General features: G+C 65.3%; 15 protein-coding genes. 7 read left to right on the plus strand and 8 right to left on the minus strand.

Going from position 1 to position 19512, the window contains the following annotated elements; translation table 11 throughout:
* Positions 1-18: 18 nt before the first annotated feature.
* Positions 19-957: a LysR family transcriptional regulator gene (locus AC07WJ_RS30935; protein WP_494938567.1), complete on the minus strand. Its 939-nt coding sequence runs from the start codon at positions 955-957 to the stop codon at positions 19-21.
* Between the two features lie 129 nt (positions 958-1086).
* Between AC07WJ_RS30935 and AC07WJ_RS30940 the strand changes: the two genes are divergently transcribed.
* Positions 1087-2385: a CaiB/BaiF CoA transferase family protein gene (locus tag AC07WJ_RS30940; RefSeq protein WP_494938568.1), complete on the plus strand. Its 1299-nt coding sequence runs from the start codon at positions 1087-1089 to the stop codon at positions 2383-2385.
* Between the two features lie 272 nt (positions 2386-2657).
* Entirely contained in the window at positions 2658-3854 is a 1197-nt protein-coding gene (locus AC07WJ_RS30945) for an acyltransferase family protein (RefSeq protein WP_494938569.1), read from the plus strand.
* A 65-nt stretch (positions 3855-3919) separates the two neighbouring features.
* Here AC07WJ_RS30945 and AC07WJ_RS30950 read toward each other — a convergent pair whose 3' ends face one another.
* Together AC07WJ_RS30950 and AC07WJ_RS30955 are read right to left on the minus strand one after the other, a co-directional pair.
* On the minus strand, positions 3920-7264 hold the full coding sequence (locus AC07WJ_RS30950; RefSeq protein ID WP_494938570.1) for a right-handed parallel beta-helix repeat-containing protein: 3345 nt from the start codon (positions 7262-7264) through the stop codon (positions 3920-3922).
* A gap of 156 nt (positions 7265-7420) precedes the next feature.
* Positions 7421-7573: a hypothetical protein gene (locus AC07WJ_RS30955; protein ID WP_494938571.1), complete on the minus strand. Its 153-nt coding sequence runs from the start codon at positions 7571-7573 to the stop codon at positions 7421-7423.
* Here AC07WJ_RS30955 and AC07WJ_RS30960 point away from each other — a divergent pair.
* The gene (locus tag AC07WJ_RS30960; RefSeq protein ID WP_494938572.1) at positions 7572-9026 is read left to right on the plus strand and encodes a cryptochrome/photolyase family protein; all 1455 of its coding nucleotides are present in this window, start codon (positions 7572-7574) and stop codon (positions 9024-9026) included. The two genes, AC07WJ_RS30955 and AC07WJ_RS30960, sit on opposite strands and share 2 nt — an antisense overlap.
* A gap of 223 nt (positions 9027-9249) precedes the next feature.
* Positions 9250-10503, plus strand: coding sequence for a class I SAM-dependent methyltransferase (locus tag AC07WJ_RS30965; protein ID WP_494938573.1), 1254 nt, complete (start codon positions 9250-9252; stop codon positions 10501-10503).
* A 36-nt stretch (positions 10504-10539) separates the two neighbouring features.
* On the opposite strand, the gene AC07WJ_RS30970 is transcribed toward AC07WJ_RS30965, so the two are convergent.
* Entirely contained in the window at positions 10540-11202 is a 663-nt protein-coding gene (locus AC07WJ_RS30970) for a ChrR family anti-sigma-E factor (RefSeq protein WP_494938733.1), read from the minus strand.
* A 381-nt stretch (positions 11203-11583) separates the two neighbouring features.
* Here AC07WJ_RS30970 and AC07WJ_RS30975 point away from each other — a divergent pair, with 381 nt between their 5' ends.
* Genes AC07WJ_RS30975 through sseA form a run of 3 tightly spaced genes read left to right on the plus strand, consistent with a single transcriptional unit; the run spans position 11584 to position 14227 of the window.
* Complete coding sequence (locus AC07WJ_RS30975) at positions 11584-12624, plus strand: cysteine synthase A (RefSeq protein WP_494938574.1); 1041 nt, start codon at positions 11584-11586, stop codon at positions 12622-12624.
* Positions 12624-13343 carry an alanyl-tRNA editing protein gene (locus tag AC07WJ_RS30980; protein WP_494938575.1) on the plus strand — a complete coding sequence of 240 codons (720 nt, stop codon included), beginning with the start codon at positions 12624-12626 and terminating at the stop codon, positions 13341-13343. The genes AC07WJ_RS30975 and AC07WJ_RS30980 overlap by 1 nt, the downstream gene beginning before the upstream one ends.
* 14 nt (positions 13344-13357) lie before the next feature.
* Positions 13358-14227 (plus strand): 3-mercaptopyruvate sulfurtransferase, encoded by an 870-nt coding sequence (gene sseA, locus AC07WJ_RS30985; protein WP_494938576.1) that lies wholly within the window; start codon positions 13358-13360, stop codon positions 14225-14227.
* 356 nt (positions 14228-14583) lie between these two features.
* Here sseA and AC07WJ_RS30990 read toward each other — a convergent pair whose 3' ends face one another.
* The 4 genes from AC07WJ_RS30990 to AC07WJ_RS31005 form a co-directional block, all read right to left on the minus strand.
* On the minus strand, positions 14584-15357 hold the full coding sequence (locus AC07WJ_RS30990; protein WP_494938577.1) for an amino acid ABC transporter ATP-binding protein: 774 nt from the start codon (positions 15355-15357) through the stop codon (positions 14584-14586).
* Positions 15358-15397: 40 nt separating this feature from the next.
* Positions 15398-16870 (minus strand): amino acid ABC transporter permease, encoded by a 1473-nt coding sequence (locus AC07WJ_RS30995; RefSeq protein WP_494938578.1) that lies wholly within the window; start codon positions 16868-16870, stop codon positions 15398-15400.
* Between the two features lie 10 nt (positions 16871-16880).
* Positions 16881-18074, minus strand: a complete 1194-nt coding sequence (locus AC07WJ_RS31000) for an amino acid ABC transporter permease (protein WP_494938579.1) — start codon at positions 18072-18074, stop codon at positions 16881-16883.
* Between the two features lie 143 nt (positions 18075-18217).
* Positions 18218-19252 (minus strand): amino acid ABC transporter substrate-binding protein, encoded by a 1035-nt coding sequence (locus tag AC07WJ_RS31005; RefSeq protein ID WP_494938580.1) that lies wholly within the window; start codon positions 19250-19252, stop codon positions 18218-18220.
* Between the last annotated feature and the right edge of the window lie 260 nt (positions 19253-19512).

Here is a 19512-nt window from a genome sequence, read left to right on the forward strand (position 1 = left end):
ATCTTGATGCAGCGGAACTCACCCGCCTCGCGCCGTGCTGTCCGATCGCCGACCATTGCCCGCCTTGGTCAAGGCGGCGGCCGCTTGGAACAGGTTGCGCACCAGCGTCGAGCGGTCGTCGCCGCGCTTGACCAGCCAGACGGCGGTCTGCGCCTTGGCATCGCGCAAGGGCCGGAAACGCAGGCCCTCGAACGACAGTCGTTCGAGCGAAGCCGGAAGAATGGAAATGCCGATGCCGGCCGCCACCAACCCCATCATGGTCGGGGTGGCATTGGCTTCCTGCGCGATATTGGGCGAAAAGCCGGCGTCGCGGCAAAGGTCCGCCACCTTCTGATACAGTCCGCTGCCGATCGAGCCGGCATAGAGCACAAGCGGCTCCGCGGCGAGGTCGGCCACCGCCAGATCCCGGTCTTCGGCGGCCAGCGGATGGTCGGAGCGCAGCACCACCATGAGCGGCTCGCGCCAGATCTCGACCGAATCGATCGACGCCGGCTGCGGCTCCAGCGGCCGGACGAAACCGACATCGAGCCGACCGTCCAGGATCGCATCGACCTGCTGATAGCTCGGCATTTCCTGCAGCACGAGATTGACCTGGGGATGCCGCTTGCGGAAATCGAAGATCAGCCGCTGAAAGGCGTCGATGAAGGGCGCCGAACCGAAGAAGCCGATCCTGACCTCGCCGATCTGGCCCCGGTGCAGGCGGCCGGCGAGCGTCGCGGCGCTGTCGACCTTGCCGAGGATCTCGGTCGCCTCCTTGAGGAACAGCTTGCCGGCCTCGGTCAGTTCGACCCGGCGATTGGAGCGCTCCAGCAGGCGCGCGCCGATTTCGCGTTCCAGCGCCAGGATCTGCTGGCTCAGCGGCGGTTGCGAGATGCCCAGCCGGTCGGCGGCCTTGCCGAAATGCAGCTCCTCCGCCACCGCGACGAAATAGCGGATATGTCTCAGTTCGATGTTCATCGGCCAAGGCTAGCAGAAACCGGCGCCGCGAGGCATTCGCGGGAGATATCGAACCGGACCTAAAGGGTATTGGACGAGGGGCCCCCGCCCCGCGAGGGTTGCGCGGACAAGCACTCGCGGGAGTTCGACTTGGGCACCGAAAACCACCCGGCCGATAGGCCGCACGAGGCGCGGGACGCCGCGGCCGACCAGGGCAAGGCAGCCATCCTGGCCGGCGTTCGCGTCCTGGATCTGAGCCGGTTCCTGTCCGGCCCCCAGGCCACCCTGTTCCTGGCCGGTATGGGCGCGGAAGTCATCAAGATCGACGAGCCTCGCGGCGGCGACCCGACCTTCGGTGCGCCGCCCTTTTTCGGCGCCGAGGGCGTCACATTCGACCGCCGGTCCGCAGATGACCTCGGCATCGCCTATCTCAAGCGGGCGCGCGGCAAGAAATCCATTTCGCTCGACCTCAAGGCTGCCGAGGGACGCGAACTCCTGCTGCGCCTCGTCCGCGAGGCCGATGTCCTGGTGGAGAACTTCAAGGTCGGCGTCACCTCCCGCCTGAAGATCGATTATGCGACGCTCAGGGCGGTCAATCCGCGGCTGATCTATTGTTCCATCACCGGTTATGGATCCACCGGGCCGGAGCGGCACCGTGGGGCTTTCGACCTCATGATCCAGGCCGCCACCGGCATGATGAGCATTACCGGCGATCCCTCAGGCGTGCCGAGCAAGACCGGGGCCTCCCTGTCCGACGGCATTGCCGGCACGTTCGCGCTCGCCGGCATTCTCGGCGCCCTCCACCAGCGTCATGCCACCGGCCAGGGCCAGTTCATCGATGTCTCGATGGCCGATTGCCTGGTCTCGCTGATCTTCGACGAGCCCTTCGAATGTTATGACGCGCTGGGCCTTGACCATCGCCAGGGCAACCGGATCGCCCGGTTCTCGCCCTTCAACACCTATCCGACCGTCGACGGATCGGTGGCGATCGGCGCCGGCACCGCCGCCGACTGGATCAAGCTTCTGAAGATCATGGGGCGCGAGGACCTGACGGCGTCGCCCGACTTCATGGATCCCGGCTGGCGCATCGAGAACAACGGCAAGGTCGATGCGGTCGTCGCAACCTGGACCAAGACTCGATCGACCGCGGCGATCATCGCCGCTCTCGACCAGGCCGGTATCACCTGCGGGCCGATCCGCACCATCGACGAGGTCGTGACCTGGGATCATTTGCGCGAGCGCGGCATGTTCCAGCCGGTGCGCAATCCCAGCCTGCCCGCGGCGGCCGGTCCGCTGGCAGCCGGCTTTCCGCTGAAGTTCAGCGGCGCGGCGGTCGGCCACGACACGCGGGTGCCGATGCCGGGCGAGCACAACGGCGAAATCTATGGCGGCCTGCTCGATCTCTCCCCCGCCGACATCGAACGCCTGATGGCGCGCGGAATTGTCTGACCACCGGAACGAAGCGACAGGCGAGCGCTCGGCGCATCGGCCCCGCGAACCTGTGGCTGATCGTCAAGGTCGGGCTCGAGTCTTTCGGCAAAGGCGCCCACCCTGCCGCTCGGCGGCGGCAGGCCGTCATTGACCAGGGCTTCGTCATGGGCGCCCCTGCACCGTTCGGAGCGGCCATAGCCGAGGCACGCAATCCGGGCTAGGCTCGTCGCGCTGTCTGCTGTCTTCGCCGCAGATCAGTTCGCCGCCGCGCCATGCCGGCAGGATCGACAATGACTCAACCCGGCTCGCCCGGACTTGTCTCGGAACGCATGGTCGCCCTGGAGGGGCTGCGTGGCGTCGCGGCACTGGCCGTCGTCCTGTCGCACGCCCTGTTCGCCTTCGAGCCGGGCCTGTTCAAGGACGTCTATCCGCAAATGCAGGCGACCTGGCCGGAGATCGGGTGGCCCCTGCTGCCGTTCGAATGGCCGCCGCTCAACGCCCTGGTCAACGGCAGCTTCTCCGTCTGCATCTTCTTCGTCTTGAGCGGGCTCGTCCTGACCAGGCTCTACAGCCAGACCGGCGACGCCCAGGTGCTGATATCGCGGGCGATCCGCAGGGTCCCGCGCCTGGCGATCCCCATCGCGGCCTCGGTCCTGTTTGCCTATGCGATCTTCGGCGCGGGGCTGATGCGCAATGTGCCGGCCGCGGCGCTGAGCAACTCGACATGGCTGGCGGGCTATTATCCCGACAGCCTCACCATCGGCACCGCGCTGCGTGAAGCAAGTTATGGCGCCCTGCTCCACGGCAGCGCCCTGAACTCGCCCCTCTGGACCATGCCGATCGAACTCATCGGGTCCTATCTGGCCTTCGCCTTCGCCATGAAGGAGCGCCGGATCGGCTGGGTGGTCTTCGCCATCGGGACTTTCGCGGCCATCGTGCTGACCGGAAAGGCCAACCTGCCCTTCTATCTCTGTTTCGCCGCCGGCACGCTGCTCGGCCGGATCGACCCGGCCGGCGTACCGCACCTTCTGAAGGCCGCGGCGCTTCCGGTCGGTCTCTATCTCGGCGGCTTCGAGGACAACGCCGCCTATCGATGGATCATCGACGCCCTGGGCGGCAATGTCGTCCCCGTGCAACGATCCGTGCACTGCCTCGGAGCCGTCTGCGTCGTCCTCGCGGCCATCTCGACCGCCTGGTTGGCGCGCTGGCTCGCCTCGCGCATTCCGGCCCTGCTGGGACGGTTATCCTTTTCCGTCTATCTGCTGCATTTCCCGATCATGTGTTCGCTCGGCTCGGCCGCCTACCTGGCAACGATCCCTTGGGGCCATGGCGTCGCCTCGACGCTCGCGATCGCGCTCGTCCTCATCGCGACCGTCGCCGCCGCCTATCCGTTTCACCGTTTCATCGATGTCGGCGCCATGAGGCTCGCACGGCAGTTCGAACTGGTGGTGCGGCGGCTGGTCGAGCCGCGCCGCCAGAACGCCTGAGCCTCGCCGTCCCATGGGCTGGCGCCGGGCGCGCGCGGCGACATTTCCCGAATGTCGGGGGCGACTTACCCAGCGGGTATGTCGACATCCTCGATGGTCGTGAGCAAGGCCGCGGTGCGCATTTCCCGCGGCACCTTCATCGCACGCGCCGCCAGATTTTCCGTGGTTCGATCAAACAAATTCCTGGCCGTGCGTCCATTGGCGAAGGCTTCGCCCCGCGCGTCGTAGACGGCGGTCAATTCCCGCAGGAGCTTGAGACGCGCCCCAGGCGAAAGCGAAAGGCCCTCCGCCTCGCCCAAACCCGTGAAGATCGTCGCGAGCTCGTCGGGCTTGTAGTCTTCGAAAACGAGCTGGTTGACGAAACGCGACCGGAGCCCCGGATTGGAATCGAGAAAGCCCTGCATTGCCCCCGGATAACCTGCCGCGATGACGACGAAGGCATTGCGCCTGTTCTCCATCTCGGTCAGCAGGGTTTCGATCGCTTCCTGGCCGAAATCATTGCCGGCTCCCCCATGTTTCGAGAGCGCATAGGCTTCATCGATAAACAAGACACCGCCGATCGCGGCATCGATGGCCTTGCGCGTTTTTTCGGCTGTCTGGCCGACATAGCCTGCGACCAGATCGTTCCGCTTGGCTTCGACGACGTGCCCGCGCTCCAACACCCCGAGCGCCTTCAGGACCCGGCCCATGAGGCGGGCGACAGTGGTCTTGCCGGTGCCGGGATTGCCCAGATAGACGCTGTGAAGCACCGGCGTGGACATGCCGCCGAGCCCCAGCTGGCGCCGCTCCTGGGCCATTTCCACGATGTTTGCGATACGGACGATCTGGTCCTTCACCGCGGACAGGCCGATCATCTCGTTCAGCTCGCGCAGAACGACGTCGATCTCTTCAGTCGCCTGGAAGCCGCTGGCGAACCTGAGCAGTGGCTCGATGTCGGCGCGATCGATCTTGCTCAGCATCTCCTTGGTGCGCTGAGCTGCCTGCACCCGCGCAATGCGCTGCGAATGATTGACCGAGATCTTGTCGACGAGGCCGCGCACCATGCGGGCATTGGAAAAGGTCTCGTCCCTCTGCGCATGCAAGCCCCGGAACTCCTCGATGACAAGCGCCTCCGCGTCAGGAGCGACGATGAAACCCTCTTTTGCGATGCGTTGCCGGAAAATGATCATCAGTTCATCGGGCGAATAGTCTTCGAACGTGAACATATAGCCGAACCGGTCCTTCAGGCCCGGGTTGGATTGGCGAAAATCGAGCAGCTTGGCGCTGTAGCCGGCGACGATGACGACGAATTCGCCCCGGTGATCCTCCATTTGCTTGAGAAGCGTATCGATGGCCTCCCGGCCGAAATCGCGATTGTCGCTCGGATCAGGCCGCAGGGCATAGGCCTCGTCGATGAACAGCACGCCGCCGAGTGCCTCCGCGATCTTGCCTCGGGTCTTCAGCGCAGTCTCGCCAATATGCTCGCCGACGAGATCGCTGCGATCGACCTCCACGACATGGCCTTTCGACAAGACCCCGAGCGCCTTCAGGATCGAACCGAAAAGGCGCGCCACGGTTGTCTTGCCGGTGCCGGGATTGCCGAGGAACATGCTGTGCAAGGTCGGCAGCTCGGCTGTGCCGAGACCGAGCTGCCGGCGCTGCGCCGCGACCTCGACGAAGGCGGCGAGCTCCGAGATCGCGGTCTTGACCTTTTCAAGCCCGATCATCGCGTCCAGAGCTTGCCGCGCCTCGGAGATCTGGGCGGCGTCCGGGGCCGGAAGCGGCGGCGATGCGACCGGCTCATTGGCGGCGGTCGCGCGTATCTTGGCGGACGTGACATTGTCGATAAGGCGGGGCTGCGCCTCCTCCAGCACCACGATCTGCTCGTCGCCGCCGTTGCCGCGAACGATATTTCGCTCGAGCCGGCCAACCGCACTTCCGGTCAGCATTATGCCGCCGCCAGCATTGTTTTCGACCGTGCACTGAGAAATGGATGGATCGGACGTGTCGCCGACGATAATTCCAAAATAGCGGTTGTTTTCCGCCGTGCACTTTTCAATAAATCCGAAGGTGCGCTCGAAGATCAAAAACCCCGACTGTTTCGACCCGGACACGGTGCAATTCTTGAACGAAAGGGTTGAGCCGCCCGACAAGGCGACACCCATATCGTTGGATTCCAGAAATCGGCACCTCTCGAATTTCGATGAGCCCCCCTGCCCCCAGACCGCGTAGACGCCGGCGTTTTCGACGACGCAGTTATTAAATGTAAGACATGTGTCGTCGCGCAGCTGAATCGAAGACGTAGCGGTATTGCGGAACGTGCAGTCCTCGATCTCGCCAGAGGACCGATCTTGCGCATACAACGCCACGCCGGCCGCGGAATTTATCGTCAATTTCTTGATACTTGAAGAACTGTCGCCCAGAAGCCAAATGATCGGCTTGTCGACGGCCTTATTTCCATCTAACACAGTATTATTCAATTTCAAATTTGATTTATTATAGGATTTTATGGCGGTTCCCGAAGTTTCTATTTTGACTGAATCAACAGTTGCCGACGCCGTATCGAGAAGCACGAGACCACCGTTCAAGACTGCGGCCCGAAGCGATGCGCTCGCGCCCTCCTTCAACAAGGTGGAGAATGTCGAAGGATGCCATATCTCGGTTCCCTCGACCGTAAGCAGCGACCGGCCATCCGCGTCGATCGCATATCGGTCCGGGTTTGCCGTTTCGATCCTGCCTTTCCGGATCGTTATCTTGGCATCATCGGTAATCCGGGCACCGGGCGCTCCTTTCGAAGACACCTTGCATTCCGTCAGTTCGACCAAGGCACTGGCGGAACAATGGATTCCTTGGCCCTCGGAAGAATCGGCAGTCGAACCGCGACATGACAGGGTCGCGTTCTCAGCGGCCCAAATCGCTTGCCCATCCGATGCCTTCACGACGCAGTTCACCATCGTCGCTTTGGCCCGACCATCGATTGCGAAAGCCGGCAACGGCTCGCCATGCGGCTGGCGCTCGAACGTGCAGTCCGTGAAATTGCCGCCTGCGCTGCCGGTCAGATAAACGACATTGCTTCCAGATCGGGCCGTCAGATTGCGGACCGAGACCCGTGCCGCCCCCGCCACCTTCAGTGCCGGCTTGGCCATGTTCTCCAGGTCGATCCGCTCAATCGCCACATCGGCCTGATCGATGACCCATATCTGCCCCTTGACGACCACTCCCTCCAGCCGCACCTGGGCGCCGTTCTGGATCAGCAGGTCGCCGGTGATGACCGCTCCGGGTTCTCCCTTGATCGCCACCGCGCCCGAAATGGTCAGGTTCTCCAGGTAGTTTCCTCTTGCGAGGACGATCGCCGTAACACCAGAGACCTGCAGGGCCGAAGCAATGGATTTGTAGGAACTGAAAAATCCCTGAGAAACTTTCACTTGCATGCCAATTCCCCGCGTCCCCGGAGAAATTGGCACGAAATCCAATGAAAGCGAATAGAGCGGCTGGCCCCCCGCGGACCACCGATCCGACCGTGCCGATGACCGCATGCCAGGGCATCAACCAAGGCCGCGCGTTCCTCTCGACGCCCCCCGTCGCCATCACGCGCTTGCGACCATCTCGCCGATGCCGGCATGTCTTTTGTTGTGGCAAGAACGCGACCGCTGCAGCAGCATCGCGAGCGCTGCCCACGGCGGGCCGAACGCGATGATCCAGCGGCGCCGGCGGCGCGTAAACTGGCGGATGACATCCATGCCGAACGTGCCTGCCCCTGCCCTTGTCTGGTTCCGCGACGATCTGCGGCTTGCCGACAATCCCGCCCTTTGTCACGCGCTCGCCTCCGGCAGGCCGGTGCTGGCGCTGTTCGTCTTCGATGACGGCCACGCCGGCCAGCGTCGGCGCGGCGGCGCCGCGCGCTGGTGGCTGGCGCAGAGCTTGCGGCACCTTGCCGCGGCGCTCGCGGCCAAGGGAGGCCGGCTGATCCTGCGGTCGGGGCCGGCCGCCGAGGTGGTGCCGCGGCTCGCCCGCGAAATTGGCGCCAAGCTGGTGACCTGGAACCGCCGCTATGAAGCGGCCGCCATGGCGGTTGATGCCGGCATCAAGACGGCGCTGACCGGCGATCACATCGTGGCCGAAAGCTTCTCGGCCACCCTGCTGCGCGAGCCGTGGACGGTGAAGTCGCAGGCCGGCCAGCCGATGAAAGTGTTCACGCCGTTCTGGAAGGCGCACCAGGCCAAGGGCGAGCCGCGCGCGGCACTGCCGGAACCGGCGGCGATCGGTGGCTTCGATGGCCCCGTCGCCAGCGAGAACCTCGATGACTGGAACCTCGAGCCACGGTCGCCGAACTGGGCCGCGGGTTTCGCCCCGGCCTGGCAGCCGGGCGAGGCCGGCGCCAAAGCGCGGCTCGCGGACTTTCTCGACGAGCAGCTCGCGACCTATGCCGGCGATCGCGACCGGCCCGATCTCGCCGCCACCTCGCGCCTGTCGCCGCATCTGCGTTTCGGCGAGATCTCGCCGGTCCAGCTCTGGCATGCGACCCAGATGGCGGCCGAGCAGCGCGGACCGCGGGGGCAGGCCAAGTTTCTCTCCGAGATCGGCTGGCGCGAATTCTCCTATCACCTGCTCTACCACCAGCCGGATCTCGCCAGCGCCAACATCCAGAAGCGCTTCGACCATTTTCCCTGGGTCAGCGACCACGCCCGTCTCGCCGCCTGGCAGCGCGGCCTGACCGGCTTTCCGATCGTCGATGCCGGCATGCGCGAATTGTGGCACACCGGCTGGATGCACAACCGCGTCAGGATGGTCGCGGCCTCGTTCCTGGTGAAGCATCTGCGGATCGACTGGCGGGCGGGCGAAGCCTGGTTCTGGGACACCCTGGTCGACGCCGATCCGGCCAGCAATGCCGCGAGCTGGCAATGGGTCGCGGGGTCGGGCGCCGACGCGGCACCGTTCTTCCGCATCTTCAACCCGACGGCTCAGGCGCAGAAATTCGATCCGGCCGGCGACTATGTCCGCCGCTGGGTCCCGGAACTGGCCGGGCTTCCCGCAGACGCCCTCTATCAGCCCTGGACGGCGCGCCCGGCCGTCCTCGCCGGCGCCGGCGTGTCGCTCGGCACCACTTATCCAAGGCCGATCGTCGACCACCCACGCGCTCGTGAACAGGCCCTGGCGGCCTTCGCGCATCTGAAAGAGGCCGAGGCCGGGTAATCCAGTAACGCAGCGCCGCATTCAGCGCGGGGCAGGATTACCGGGGAATTGCGGCATTGAAGCTTCTGGCGAATGGCCTAACTTATGTTTCAGCGCCCTGCCCCGCCATCGCTCGATCCGTTCGGGCCGGCCTTGCGTTCCCAAAGGCCCGAAGCGAGCGGACAAGCGTCGTTAGCGGCGTGATCGGTTCGTCTTGTGACACCGCCATGCAGCGAGCAGGCCTATGACTATCGACAGCTATCCCGCCGATCTGAGCCAGACCATCGAAGTCACGCGCGACAGTTTGCGCCGGGCCACCGAAGGGCTTCCGGCAGCCGTCCGCTTCGCCCTCGGCTATCCGCTCAAGATCCGCCAGGGCACCTTGACCATGGTCCTGCCCGATGGCCGGCGGCTCTTGTTTCGGGGCACCGAGGACGGCCCGAGCGCCGAAATGATCGTGCATGACTATCGCTTCGCCCGGCGCCTGATGCTGGACGGCGATCTCGGCTTCGCCGAGGCCTTCATTCGCGGCGAATGGGACAGCCCCGATCCGGCGGGCCTGCTCTATATCTTCTGCGTCAATATCGACGCCGTCGCCCATATGCCCCGGCACAACCCGCTGGCGCGCCTGCTGCAGCATTTCCGGCACTGGCGCAACCGCAACACCAAGTCGCAGGCGCGGCGCAACATCATGGCCCATTACGACCTGGGCAATACCTTCTACCGGGCCTGGCTCGACCCCTCGATGACCTATTCCTCGGCCTATTTCGGCGCCGGCGCCGCGAGCCTGCCGGAAGCCCAGCGGGCCAAATACCGCTTGCTGGCCGATGCCCTCAAGCTGAAGCCCGGCGACCACGTGCTGGAGATCGGCTGTGGCTGGGGCGGCTTCGCCGAGCTCGCCGCCACCGAATATGGCGTGCGTGTCACCGGCCTGACCCTGTCGGAGGAACAATTCGCCTATGCCACCCGGCGCATGCAGGAGGCCGGGCTTGCCGACCGGGTCACCATCAAGCTGCAGGACTATCGCGACGAGACCGGCTCGTTCGACGCCATCGCCTCGATCGAGATGTTCGAGGCCGTCGGTCGCGAATATTGGAACACGTTCTTCGCCAAGGTGCGCGACTGCCTGAACAGCGGCGGCCGCGCCGGGCTGCAGGTGATCACCGTGGCCGAGAGCCTCTGGCAGAACTACCTGCGCGAAATCGACTTCATCAGGGCCTATGTGTTTCCCGGCGGCATGCTGCCGACCGCCACCCATCTGCGCGAGCTGCCGCGTGACGCCTGCCTGGATCTCCAGCAGGAGCGGGCTTTCGGCATCGACTATGCGCGGACATTGCGCGAATGGGCGGACAAGTTCACCGCGACCTGGCCGGACCTCACCCATCTCGGCTTCGACGAGCGCTTCAAGCGGTTGTGGACCTATTATCTCGCCTATTGCGAGGCCGGCTTTCGCGCCGGCACCATCGACGTCCGCCAGCTCGTCTATGCGAGGACGTGACGGCTCGAAGCCGGAGGCCGGAGGAACCGGCCGCCATCAGCGCCGGAACAGCCGCTCGATGATCCGGCCGAACCGGCCGGTCAGGCGAAAGGGGGCGTCGGAAACGATGAAGCAGACGCAGCCCTCGACCGCGTCGGCAACCGGATGATGATCGACCGTCTCGTCGGCGAAACAGATATCGCCGCGCCGGTAGAGGCCGGAGGCATCGCTGAAGCTGCCGCGCAGCACCAGCGTGACTTCGGTTCCCTCGTGGGTGTGGCCGGGGATCGTGCCGCCGGGCTTGACCATGATCAGATGCGCCATGCCCCGCTGGTTCGGGCCGACGGCATGATCCTTGATGCCGGGGAGCTTGGTCTTCCAGGGTATCGCGTGCCCGGGCCGTCCGACAAAGGCGCGCAGCGGGCCCGGCAGCAGGTCGTCGGCCGGCTCCTGGGGCGGTAGATCCGCGGCCGCCTCGCCGGGCTGCCGCCCAAAGATCGCGTCGAGCTTGGCGTCCCGGTCGCGGACCGGCACCGGCACCGCCTCTTCCAGCGCGTCGCCCTTGAGGATTTCCAGCGCGTCGACATAGCTCCTGCTTTGCGGCACGAGCGTCAGATGAGCCGCGACCAGCACGTGGAGCGGGCGGGACAGCGTACCCGCCACATAACCGGCAAGCAGCGTGTCGATCGGCCGACCCTCGGCGTCGAAGAAATGCATCATCAAGGCAAATTCCTTACGGATCAGCCGTCACGCTTGCCATCGGGCATGCGCGTCGCCTTGTTCCATGGGCAGAGCTACGAGATCGGACACGCCACGGATCAGTCGAAAATGCACAGGCAGCCTGCGTCATTTTGCACCACGTCCCGTCGTGAGGCGTCAGGCGATGTCGATCCGACCGCCTGCACGAAATCCCGTGCGTCGCCATCGCCGAGTCGCGACAGGCGCGCTCTTCATCCCCGGCCACGGTCGGTGCTCATACGCTGAAAAGGCCCGAAACGCCAGCCAACACCCGCCATTGACCGCTTTGGACATAACCCGGCCGGCAGGGTTGAGGTGCGACCGGGCCTCGGATAGCGTCCAGCGATCCCCAGGATATCAGCCATGCCCATCCATGCCTCCCTTGTCGAAGCCATCGGCAATACGCCCCTGATCAAGCTCAACCGCGCGAGCGCGGCCACCGGCTGCACCATTCTCGGCAAGGCGGAGTTCCTGAACCCCGGCCAGTCGGTCAAGGACCGGGCCGCGCTGTTCCTGATCAAGGATGCCATGGACCGCGGGCTGGTGCGGCCGGGCGGCACGATCGTCGAGGGCACCGCCGGCAATACCGGGATCGGGCTTGCCATGGTCGGACGCGCGCTCGGGCTCGGCTGCGTCATCGTGATTCCGGAAACGCAGTCGCAGGAGAAGAAGGACGCGCTCAGGCAGCTCGGGGCCAGCCTGATCGAGGTGCCGGCCGTGCCTTATGCCAATCCGAACAATTACGTGAAGGTTTCCGGCCGGGTCGCCGAGCGGCTGGCGCGGGAAAACCCGAACGGCGCGTTCTGGGCCAACCAGTTCGACAATGTCGCCAACCGGCAGGCCCATGTCGAGACCACCGGCCCGGAGATCTGGCGCGACACCGCCGGCCGGATCGACGGCTTCATCTGTTCGATCGGCTCCGGCGGCACGCTGGCCGGCATCGCCATGGCGCTCAAGGGCTTCGATGCCAAGGTCACCATCGGCTGCGCCGACCCGATGGGCGCCGCGATGTATTCCTGGTTCACCCATGGCGAACTGAAATCCTCCGGCTCGTCGATCACCGAAGGCATCGGCCAGGGCCGGGTGACCCGGAATATCGAGGGTGCGCCTGTCGATATCGCCTTTCAGATCCCCGACGAGGAGGCGATCCCCGTCATGTTCGACTTGCTCGACCACGAGGGCCTCTGCGTCGGGCCGTCGACCGGGGTCAATGTCGCCGGCGCGATCCGGCTCGCCCGCCATCTGGGACCCGGCCATACCATCGTGACCATTCTCGCCGATTACGGCTTCCGCTACGCCTCGAAGATCTACAGTCCGGCCTTCCTCCGGTCGAAGGGGCTGGCGGTGCCGGAATGGCTGGAGCGCAAGGCTCTTCCCCTGGTCGACCTGGTTCCGGTGCCCTGATGCCCACTGAATTCCTGTTTCGCGACGACGCCTATCGCACCGAGGCCGAGGCGGTGGTGACCGGCCTGACCGAAAAAGACGGCGCGATCGGCGTCGCCCTCGATCGCACCGTGTTCTATCCGACCGGCGGCGGCCAGCCGGGCGATACCGGCGTTCTGCTGGTGGCCGGCCAGGAGGTGCCCGTCGTCACCGCCGTGTATGGCGAAACCAAGCAGGACATTGTCCATGTCCTGGCGCCCGGCGCCGCGGCTCCCGCCCTCGGCGACACGGTGACCGCCCGGATCGATTGGGCGGTTCGCCACCGGCGCATGCGCATGCATACCGGCCTGCATCTCCTGTCGGTGGTGCTGCCCTATCCGGTCACCGGCGGCTCGGTCGGCACCGACGAAGGCCGGCTCGATTTCGACATTCCCGAGGCCGGCCTCGACCGCGACGACATCACGGCCAAATTGAACGCGCTGATCGGCAAGGATGCGGCGGTCACCGAGCGCTGGATCACCGATGCCGAGCTCGAGGCCAATCCGGGCCTGGTCAAGACCATGTCGGTGAAGCCGCCGATGGGCTCGGGCAAGGTTCGCCTGGTCGACATTGCCGGCCTCGACCTGCAGCCTTGCGGCGGCACCCATGTCCGGCGCACAAGCGAAATCGGCCCCATGGTCGTTTCGGCAATCGAGAAAAAAGGCAAGCAGAACCGGCGCGTGCGCGTCGTGTTCGCTTGAAGGAGTAACCCAGCATGACCGCCCTTTCCTCGCCCTGGCTGCGTTCGACCGACTGGCTCGCCGAGCGCCTCAACGCGCCCGACCTCGTCATCATCGACGGGTCCTATTACCTGTCGACGATGAAGCGCGACGCCGAGGCGGAATTCGCCGGCGGCCACATCCCCGGTGCCCAGCGCTTCGATATCGACACCGTCAAGGACATGGACTCCGACCTGCCGCACATGATGCCGCCGACCGCGGCCTTCTCGGCGGCCCTGCGCAAGCTCGGCATCGGCGACGGCCAGTCGGTGCTGATCTATGACGGCGCCGGCCTGTTCTCGGCGCCAAGGGTCTGGTGGATGTTCCGCACCTTCGGCATCGAGCGGGTGTTCATTCTGGACGGCGGCTTGCCGAAATGGCTCGCCGAGGGTCGCCCGGTCGAGACCGGACCGGCCAGGGCGCGTGCGCCGCGCCATTTCACCGCCCGGCGCAACCATGGCGCGGTCGCCGATCTCGGCGACATCAAGAAGGCGCTGGCCTCCGGCCGCGTCCAGGTGGTCGATGCCCGCCCGGCCGACCGTTTCCGCGGCGAGACGCCCGAGCCGCGCGCCGGCCTGAAATCCGGTCATATGCCCGGCGCGCTCAACGTGCCCTTCGGCGCCGTGGTCAAGGACGGCCGCCTCGCCTCGCCCGAAACCATCAGGGCCGCCTTCGAAGCCGGCGGCGTCGATCTCGACAAGCCGGTCATCACCAGCTGCGGCTCGGGCGTCTCGGCGGCCATCCTCTGGCTCGCCATGGATGCCGTCGGCCGCCAGCCCGCCGGGCTCTATGACGGCTCATGGGCCGAATGGGGCGGCCGCGACGATTGTCCGGTCGTGACCGGGCCGGCGAAGACGGGCGAATAGTGAGTGGCGAATGGCGAGTGGGGCCGAAGCGGCGAGCGCGTCAATCAACCCTCTCCCAGAGGGAGAGGGTGGCATCGGCAGAAGCAATTGCTTCTGCCTGACGTCAGCTGCCGGGTGAGGGGTCGTCCCTCTCAGAACCGGCCAGAACACCAGACGCGCGGCCACTGAGCGGACCTCACCCGCCGCCAGCAATCCCGGAGCTTACGCCCCTCACCCGGCGCCTGACGGCGCCACCCTCTCCCTATGGGAGAGGGTTCGTTGCGACTGCGCTCGCTCGCTGGCGGGACAAGGCCAATCACCTGCCCAATTCGCCGGACCGCCCTTCCCCACTCCCTATTCGCTATTCGCCACTCGCCTCAATGCAGGATCTGGCTGAGGAACAGCTTGGTGCGCTCGTGCTGCGGGTGCGAGAAGAACTCGTTCGGCTCGTTCATCTCGATGATCTGGCCGAAATCCATGAAGATCACCCGGTTGGCGACCTGGCGGGCAAAGCCCATTTCGTGGGTGACGCAGAGCATGGTCATGCCCTCTTCGGCCAGGCCCACCATGGTGTCGAGCACTTCCTTGACCATTTCCGGATCGAGCGCCGAGGTCGGCTCGTCGAACAGCATGATCTTCGGGCTCATGCACAGCGCGCGCGCGATGGCGACGCGCTGCTGCTGGCCGCCGGAGAGCTGGCCGGGATATTTCAGCGCCTGTTCCGGGATGCGCACGCGCTTGAGATAGTGCATCGCGATCTCTTCGGCGTCCTTCTTGGGCATTTTCTTCACCCAGATCGGCGCCAGCGTGCAGTTCTCCAGGATGGTCAGGTGCGGGAACAGGTTGAAGTGCTGGAACACCATGCCGACCTCGCGACGGATCTCGTCGATCTTCTTGAGGTCGTTGGTCAGCTCGATGCCGTCGACGACGATCTTGCCCTGCTGATGTTCCTCCAGCCGGTTGATGCAGCGGATCATCGTCGACTTGCCCGACCCCGAGGGCCCGCAGATGACGATGCGCTCGCCGCGCCGGACCGTCAGGTTGATGTCCTTCAAGACGTGGAACTCACCATACCACTTGTGCACGCCGGTCAGGTCGACGGCCACTTCATTGCTCGTCGTCGGCATCTTCATGGGCGCGGGACTGGCCATGCGGAACTCCTGGAGACTTTGTTGTCGGGACCGGCGCGGCCTAGCGGCGGCGGCCCTTGTTGAGACGGTTCTCGACGAAGATCGAGTAGCGGGACATGAAATAGCAGAACGAGAAATAGATGATCCCGGCAAAGGCGAAGCCGGTATAGAGCGTCACCGGGCTCGCCCATTGCGGATCGGTGAAGCCGGCGCGCATGCCGCCGAGCAGGTCGAAGATCGCCACGATCGAAACCAGCGTGGTGTCCTTGAACAGCCCGATGAACGAATTGACGATGCCGGGAATGACCAGTTTCAGCGCCTGCGGCAGGACGATCAGGCCCATCATGCGCGGATAGTTCAGCCCGAGCGCCTGGGCGCCCTCGAACTGTCCTTTCGGGATCGCCTGCAGGCCGCCGCGGATGACTTCGGCCATATAGGCGCCGGAGAAGATCGAGGCGCCGACCAGCACGCGCATCAGCGGATCGGGCGAGCGCTCCAGGAACAAGGGCAGCATATAGGTGGCGAAAAACAGCACGGTGATCAGCGGCACGCCGCGCACCAGCTCGATCAGGCCGACCGACAGGAAGCGGATGATCGGCAGTTTCGAACGCCGGCCGAGCGCCAGCGCTATCCCGATGGGCAAGGCCGCGACGATGCCGGTGACGGCCACGACCAGCGTCACCAGGAGCCCGCCCCATTGCCGGGTCTCGACCACGGGCAAGGCCGGGAGGTCGAAAGTCCCTCGCTGCAGAATGAAGAACATCAGGAAGCTGATCGCCAGCGCGGCGACGCTCGACAGCAGGAGGCGCAGGTTGGCCCGGCCTTCGACCAGGGTCAGGCCGCAGCCGATCAGCACGGCGAGCCCGACCAGCCGGTGCAGTTCGAACCATTCCGGCCGCCTGTACCAGATCGCGGTTGCACCCGCGATAAACGCCAGGAAGCCGGCGAACAGCAGGCGCTCGTCCATGCCGGCCTCGCTCAGGCTGAGCACGTGGGCGATCAACAGGCCGATGGCCGCCAGGATCATCAGCCAGTCGATCACGCCGAGCCAGGGATTGATCAGCGAGCCGCCCTGCAGGAGCACGAAGGCGAGGATCGGGAACAGGCCGAAGAACAGTACCGCGTTGAGCACCTTGTAGCCGACCGACGGGATCAGCAGCGGCACCAGCAGGATCAGCGCGACGATGCCGGTCAGGTTGACCCGCCAGCGCTCCTCGACCGGATAGAAGCCATACATGAACTGGGCGAACTTCGCCTGCACGAAGGGCCAGCAGGCGCCGACATGGCGCCCGACCTTCTCGTCGAGGCAGGCGTCCCGATCGGCGCCCGACCAGACGGCGCGGATCAGCGTGAAGTCGATGAAGATCCAGAGCAGCTGGAAGGCGATATAGCCGCCGACGAGCGTCAGGATCGTATGCGGGATCGACGAGAACAGGTTGGTGCGCAGCCAGCCGACGGCGCCGGTGGTGGAGGCCGGCGGCGGCAGCGCTTGCGCCAGTTCCGAGCGAATGAAGGTCGTGGTCGACAAGGTCATCGGCCGGCCCTCAGCGTTCGACCAGCGCGATGCGCCGGTTGTACCAGTTCATGAACAGCGACGTGATGATCGAGATGGTCAGGTAGCAGCCCATCCACATGGCGATGATCTCCATCGCCTGGCCGGTCTGGTTGAGGATCGTGCCGCCGACCGACACCATGTCGGGATAGCCGATGCCCACCGCCAGCGACGAGTTCTTGGCAAGGTTGAGATACTGGCTGGTCAGCGGAGGAATGATCACCCTGAGCGCCTGCGGAATGACGATCAGGTTGAGGATCCGTCCCTCGGCCAGCCCGAGCGAGCGGCCGGCCTCGGTCTGGCCGTGGCTCACCGCCTGGATGCCGGCGCGCACGATCTCGCCGATGAAGGCCGCGGTATAGGCGACCAGCGCGACCAGCAGCGCCACGAATTCCGGGATGATGGTCATGCCGCCCTGGAGATTGAAGCGGCCCTGGACCGGCTGGTCGAAGGCGACCGGCAATCCGGTCGCCAGATAGGCCAGCAGCGGCAGGCCGAGAATCAGGCCCCACATGGTCGGCACGACGGGGAATTGCTCGCCCGTGGCGTCCTGGCGCTTACGCGCCCAGGAGCGGACCACGAAGGCGGCCACGATGCCGATGATCAGCGCGATGCCGATCCAGCCGGCGCCCGGCTCGAACAGCGGCTTCGGCATGGTGATGCCGCGCTGGTTGAGGAAGACCGTGCCGAAGATCGACAGGGAATTGCGCGGCGCCGGCATGGCCGCCAACACGGCCAGATACCAGAACAGGATCTGGAACAGCAGCGGCAGGTTGCGGATGATCTCGACATACCAATAGGCGATCTTGGCGATCACCCAGTTGCGCGACAGCCGGGCGACGCCGACCACGAAGCCGAGCAAGGTCGCCAGGATGACGCCGACGCCGGCGACCAGCAAGGTGTTCAGCAGGCCGACCACGAAAGCCCGGCCATAGGACATCGCCTCGGCCCAGGGGATCAACGCCTGCGAAATGCCGAAACCGGCGGTATTCTCGAGGAAGCCGAAGCCGGCGGCGATGCGCTGATTGGTCAGGTTGGTCGCGGCGTTGGTGATGCCCCTGTAGGCCAGGAACAGCAGCAGGCCGAGCGCGATGGCCTGAAAGATCGTGCCGCGGATTTTCGGGTTGTTGAAGAACGCCACTTTGGGCGCACCGACCCCGCGAGCCGGCAATGTGCCGTCCGTCATGTTCGCCGTCCCCTTCTCTGGCCCGGTGAGGGACCCTTCCGGCGCCCGGTTCAGGGGCGCCGCGGGTCGGTTGTCTTCACCGGATAACCGTCCCGGATCGTGGACCCAGGACGATTGTCATGTCCAGTCGTAATCGCGCGCTGTTAACGGATCGGCGGGGCGTATTGCAGGCCGCCCTTGTTCCACAGCGCATTCAGGCCGCGCGAAATCCCCAGCCGCGTGTTCGGGCCGACATTGCGGTCGAACACCTCGCCGTAATTGCCGACATGCCGGACGATGCGCACGACCCAGTCCTTGGTCAGGCCCAGGGCTTCGCCGAAATTGCCCTCGGTGCCGACCACGCGCCGGATCTCCGGATTGGTCGATTGCAGCATCTGGTCGAGATTGGCCTTGGTGATGCCCAGTTCCTCCGCCGTCACCTGGGCGTAGAGCACCCATTTGACGATGTCGAACCACTGGTCGTCGCCATGGCGCACGACCGGACCGAGCGGCTCCTTGGAGATGATTTCGGGCAGCACGATGTGATCATCGGGCTTGGCGAGCTTGACGCGCTCGGCATAAAGGCCGGAAGCGTCGGTGGTGAACACATCGCACCGGCCGGCGTCATAAGCCTTGACCGTTTCATCGGCCGTGCCGAACACAACAGGCTCGTATTTCAGGTTGTTGGCGCGGAAATAGTCGGCGACGTTCAGTTCCGTGGTGGTGCCGGTCTGCACGCAGACGGACGCGCCGGACAATTCGCGCGCGCTCTTCACGTTGAGCGACTTGCGCACCATGAAGCCCTGGCCGTCATAATAGTTGATGCCGGTGAAGTTCAGGCCGAGCGCGGTGTCGCGCTGCAGCGTCCAGGTCGAGTTGCGCGCCAGGATGTCGATTTCACCCGATTGCAGCGCGGTGAAGCGGTCCTTGGCGGAGAGCGGCGAGAACCGCACCTTGGTCGGATCGTTGAAAATGGCCGCGGCGACCGCGCGGCAGAAGTCGACATCCAGCCCGGTCCAGTTGCCGGCGCTGTCGGGCATCGAGAAGCCGGCCAGGCCCTGGGTCACGCCGCACTGGACATAACCCTTGTTCTGCACATTGCGCAGCGTCGTGCTCGGCGCCGGCGCCTGAGCAAACGCGGCGGTTGCCGAAAATCCAAGAATCGCGCCAAGCGCGAGGGTCGAGACGATCCGTTTCATGGTGGCAGCCTTTCCACTCTTTCATTGGTCGGTCGTTGAGCTTGCGAGCAAAATGGCCGGCGTGACATTCCCCTCCCCGCCGCCCGCTTCCCCGCGGAAACGGCCCCGATTTCGGGGCCAGACCGCAGGAGACCTCGCGTTCCTGCATCACAGGCCATCTCCGAACGGGGGTCAAGGGCTTGCCGAGGGCTTGACGGCAATCATCGCGGTCAGAGAAATGGGCCTTCCCACCCTCCGCGGGCCTTGCTCGCTTTCCCCGA

This window comes from Phreatobacter sp. GW821-FHT04C01 (assembly GCF_059420385.1).

Coding starts and splice junctions, on each gene's coding strand:
- sseA (WP_494938576.1), top strand. CDS start 13,358: ATGACCGCCCTTTCCTCGCCCTGGCTGCGTTCGACCGACTGGCTCGCC.
- AC07WJ_RS30980 (WP_494938575.1), top strand. CDS start 12,624: ATGCCCACTGAATTCCTGTTTCGCGACGACGCCTATCGCACCGAGGCC.
- AC07WJ_RS30990 (WP_494938577.1), bottom strand. CDS start 15,357: ATGGCCAGTCCCGCGCCCATGAAGATGCCGACGACGAGCAATGAAGTG.
- AC07WJ_RS30935 (WP_494938567.1), bottom strand. CDS start 957: ATGAACATCGAACTGAGACATATCCGCTATTTCGTCGCGGTGGCGGAG.
- AC07WJ_RS30950 (WP_494938570.1), bottom strand. CDS start 7,264: ATGCAAGTGAAAGTTTCTCAGGGATTTTTCAGTTCCTACAAATCCATT.
- AC07WJ_RS30945 (WP_494938569.1), top strand. CDS start 2,658: ATGACTCAACCCGGCTCGCCCGGACTTGTCTCGGAACGCATGGTCGCC.
- AC07WJ_RS31000 (WP_494938579.1), bottom strand. CDS start 18,074: ATGACGGACGGCACATTGCCGGCTCGCGGGGTCGGTGCGCCCAAAGTG.
- AC07WJ_RS30995 (WP_494938578.1), bottom strand. CDS start 16,870: ATGACCTTGTCGACCACGACCTTCATTCGCTCGGAACTGGCGCAAGCG.
- AC07WJ_RS30975 (WP_494938574.1), top strand. CDS start 11,584: ATGCCCATCCATGCCTCCCTTGTCGAAGCCATCGGCAATACGCCCCTG.
- AC07WJ_RS30955 (WP_494938571.1), bottom strand. CDS start 7,573: ATGGATGTCATCCGCCAGTTTACGCGCCGCCGGCGCCGCTGGATCATC.
- AC07WJ_RS31005 (WP_494938580.1), bottom strand. CDS start 19,252: ATGAAACGGATCGTCTCGACCCTCGCGCTTGGCGCGATTCTTGGATTT.
- AC07WJ_RS30960 (WP_494938572.1), top strand. CDS start 7,572: ATGCCGAACGTGCCTGCCCCTGCCCTTGTCTGGTTCCGCGACGATCTG.
- AC07WJ_RS30970 (WP_494938733.1), bottom strand. CDS start 11,202: ATGATGCATTTCTTCGACGCCGAGGGTCGGCCGATCGACACGCTGCTT.
- AC07WJ_RS30965 (WP_494938573.1), top strand. CDS start 9,250: ATGACTATCGACAGCTATCCCGCCGATCTGAGCCAGACCATCGAAGTC.